This window comes from Mesorhizobium sp. M7D.F.Ca.US.004.01.2.1 (assembly GCF_003997785.1).
GTDB lineage: Bacteria > Pseudomonadota > Alphaproteobacteria > Rhizobiales > Rhizobiaceae > Mesorhizobium > Mesorhizobium loti.
On record NZ_RZRQ01000511.1, the window covers coordinates 1 to 2998 of the forward strand.

Genomic DNA, 2998 nt, shown 5'->3' on the forward strand with positions numbered 1-2998 from the left:
GCCTGAGCGCACCCGCCTTGACCTGCTCTGAGAACTCGCCAAAGCCGGAGATGCCGGCCGCGACCTGGTTGCCGAGCAGCGCCGACAACGCCTCGCCGCCGCCAGCGAACGGCACATAGGACAGGTTTGTCGCCGGAACGCCAACCGTCTTGGCAATCAAGCCGAACAGGATGTGGTCGGAACCGCCGGCGGAGCCGCCAGCGACAGGAACCTTTGTCGAATCGGCCTTGAGTGCGGCGACGAAATCGGCGGCCGTCTTGAACGGCGACTCCGCCGGCACCACCAAAGCCTCGAACTCGCCGGTGAGACGAGCGATCGGGGTGACTTGCGTCAGATTGTTGGCAGCCTTGTTGGCGATGATGGCGCCAACCATGACCATGCCGGCAACCATCAGCGAATTGCCCTTGCCGTTCCACTGGCTGATGAATTGCGGCAGCCCGACCGTGCCGCCGGCGCCGCCGACATTGGTGATCTGCGAGCCGGAGATGAGCTTCTCGCTGCGCAGCACCTGGTCCATCGTACGCCCTGTCTGGTCCCAGCCGCCGCCCGGTGCCGCCGGTACGAAAATCTGGATCTGCGGTGCACCCTCGGCGAAAGCGGGGGTGAGATGAAGTCCTGCAAGGCCGGCAGCGCTCGCGGCCGCCGTGTTCATCAAAAATCTGCGTCTGTTCAGCATGGGATTCCTCCAGATCACGACACCTCCTCCGGTGCCTGCCAAACGCGCCTGCATTCACAGACCCGTGATCGAGTTCAAGCAGATGTTACCGAGTTCTGTCAACGGGAACGATATTCTGCTGGACAGAACGATCCAGTGGCGCGACAGAGTGACCCCGCTCGGGCTTCTCCGGACTGGAACCGCAATGGACTTACCAAGCAGACCGACTGATGCGGAAAACCGGCGTGCGTCCGCCGAAGGTGTTGCGGCACTTGATCGGGCGATCGCCATCCTCGATGCCTTCACCACCGCCGACCGCTCGCTCAGCCTGGCCGAAATCGCGGCGCGCACAGGCCTCTACAAGAGCACCATCCTGCGGCTGGCGAATTCCCTGCTGCGCGGACGATTGCTCGAGCGCCTCGACGATGGGCGCTACCGCGTCGGACCTGCCACGTTTCGGCTCGGTGCGCTCTACCAGCGTTCGGTGGTGGCGATCGATATCCTGTTGCCGATCATGCGCGACCTTTCCGAACGAAGCTGGGAAAGCGTTGCCTTCTATGTTCGCTCGGGCGACGTCCGCACCTGTCTCTACCGCGTCGAATCCAAGCACGCGATCCGCTATACGATACGCGAAGGCGACGTGTTGCCTTTGCTGGTCGGCTCGGGTGGTCGCGTGCTTGCGGCGTTTTCCGGCCAGCAGGGCGAACCCTACGAGACCATCCGCAAGACCTGCACCTGTCTCGCCATCGGCGACCGCGATCCCGACACGGCGGGCGTGTCGGCGCCCGTGTTCGGGCCGGGGCGCGTCCTGCTCGGCGCCTTGACGCTGGCCGGGCCTAGCACGAGGGTCGACGCGGCGTTTCTCCAGCGCATGAAGCGTCCGCTGCTCGAGGCCGCCGCCCGCGCCACCCGCGCCTTCGGCGAGGACGCCTCCATGCTTGAGCAGGCGAGCCTCGCGGCGGATGCATAGCGCCGATTGGCTTGGCTGACTACGCAAACTTTGAATACAATCCGATTCAACCTGAAGCAATTTCATGAAAAACCGTAATATTCGGTCGCCTGCAGCAAGAATCGACCTTGCAAATAGTTGAAGTCTTTATTCGCTGTTAAGCCCCCCCATGATAACCGGATTGTTGTCGCCAGCTGAGCGACATGAGGGACAAACACAGTCTCAACCGACGGATGGAACCGTCGGACAGACACGCTGACAGGGATCATGGCAAGTCCATGGAAATTCGATGAAGCTGTCATCGATGGACGCAAGCCCCCGTCTCCTCGGGCTCGTCTGGCCGTTCATTGCCGTCGTTCTTGCTCAGGCGCTGGTTGCCAGCCTCAGCCTCTACACGCTGTCGGCGGTTCGCGCCTATGTCGGCGGCGAGAGCCAGTGGTCCAAGGGACAGAAGCACGCCATCTATTTTCTCAGCCTCTATGCCGGCACCGGCAGCGAGGAATTCTTCAGCGAGTACCGTGGAGCGATCGCCGTTCCGCTGGCCGATCGTTCGGCACGCCTAGCGCTTGAGCAGCCCGAGCCCGACACCAACGCGGCGCGCACCGGCTTCCTGCAGGGCAGAAACCACCCCGACGACGTGACCGGGATGATCTGGCTATTCCAGAATTTCCGCGGCTTCAGCTATCTTGATGCCGCCATCCGGCACTGGACGGCTGCCGACACCATGATCCTCGCCATCCAGCAACTTGGCGACGCCATGCACGAGACGCTCGGCAAGGGTCCGGTATCGACGGCTGAGATCAGCGCCTGGAAGGCGGAGATCCACCGGCTCGATCATCAGATCACCCCACTTTCCAAGGCCTTCTCGGACAGCCTCGGCGAGGGATCGCGCTTCATCAAGATGCTGCTCACCTTTGCCAATCTCGTCACCGCCGCCTTGCTGATCCTGCTTGCCGTGTGGCGGACGCGCAAACTCCTGGCGCAGCGCCAGGCCTTCCAGTTGGCGCTGAACGCCGAGCGTGAGCGCGCGCAGATCACCCTGGCTTCGATCGGGCAGGCCGTGATCAGCACCGGCGCCGACGGGCGGCTGGACTACATGAACGCCGTCGCCGAAAGATTGCTGGCATGTCCGCTCAGTGCCGCCCGAGGCAAGCCGATCGAGTGGCTGTTTCGCCTTGTGGACAAGGATACCAGCGTCGAGGATGTCAGGCTGATCGAGCGCCTGCTGGCCGGGGAACCGCGCCGTTCCAGCGCGCGTCCGCAATTGCTGCAGCGGCCGGACGGATCGGTTGTTCCCGTCGCGTTGACCGGTGCGCCGCTGCTCGTTTCCGGCCACGTCGTCGGCGCGGTGCTCGCCTTCCACGACATGACGCGCGAAGAGGACTACATCGAAC

The 2998-nt window shown here is 63.5% G+C and carries 3 protein-coding genes; 2 read left to right on the forward strand and 1 reads right to left on the reverse strand.

The window, feature by feature from the left end:
* A partial coding sequence (locus EN993_RS33915) for a tripartite tricarboxylate transporter substrate-binding protein (protein WP_164757995.1) occupies nt 1-676 on the reverse strand: 676 nt, incomplete at its 3' end.
* A gap of 184 nt (nt 677-860) precedes the next feature.
* Here EN993_RS33915 and EN993_RS33920 point away from each other — a divergent pair.
* Together EN993_RS33920 and EN993_RS33925 are read left to right on the forward strand one after the other, a co-directional pair.
* Complete coding sequence (locus EN993_RS33920) at nt 861-1625, forward strand: IclR family transcriptional regulator (RefSeq protein ID WP_126070516.1); 765 nt, start codon at nt 861-863, stop codon at nt 1623-1625.
* 268 nt (nt 1626-1893) lie between these two features.
* The coding region (locus EN993_RS33925; protein WP_127266062.1) for a PAS domain-containing protein at nt 1894-2998 on the forward strand (1105 nt) is incomplete at its 3' end.

Excerpts from the sequence above, each read along its gene's own strand:
- EN993_RS33920 (WP_126070516.1), top strand. The coding sequence starts at position 861 with ATGGACTTACCAAGCAGACCGACTGATGCGGAAAACCGGCGTGCGTCC.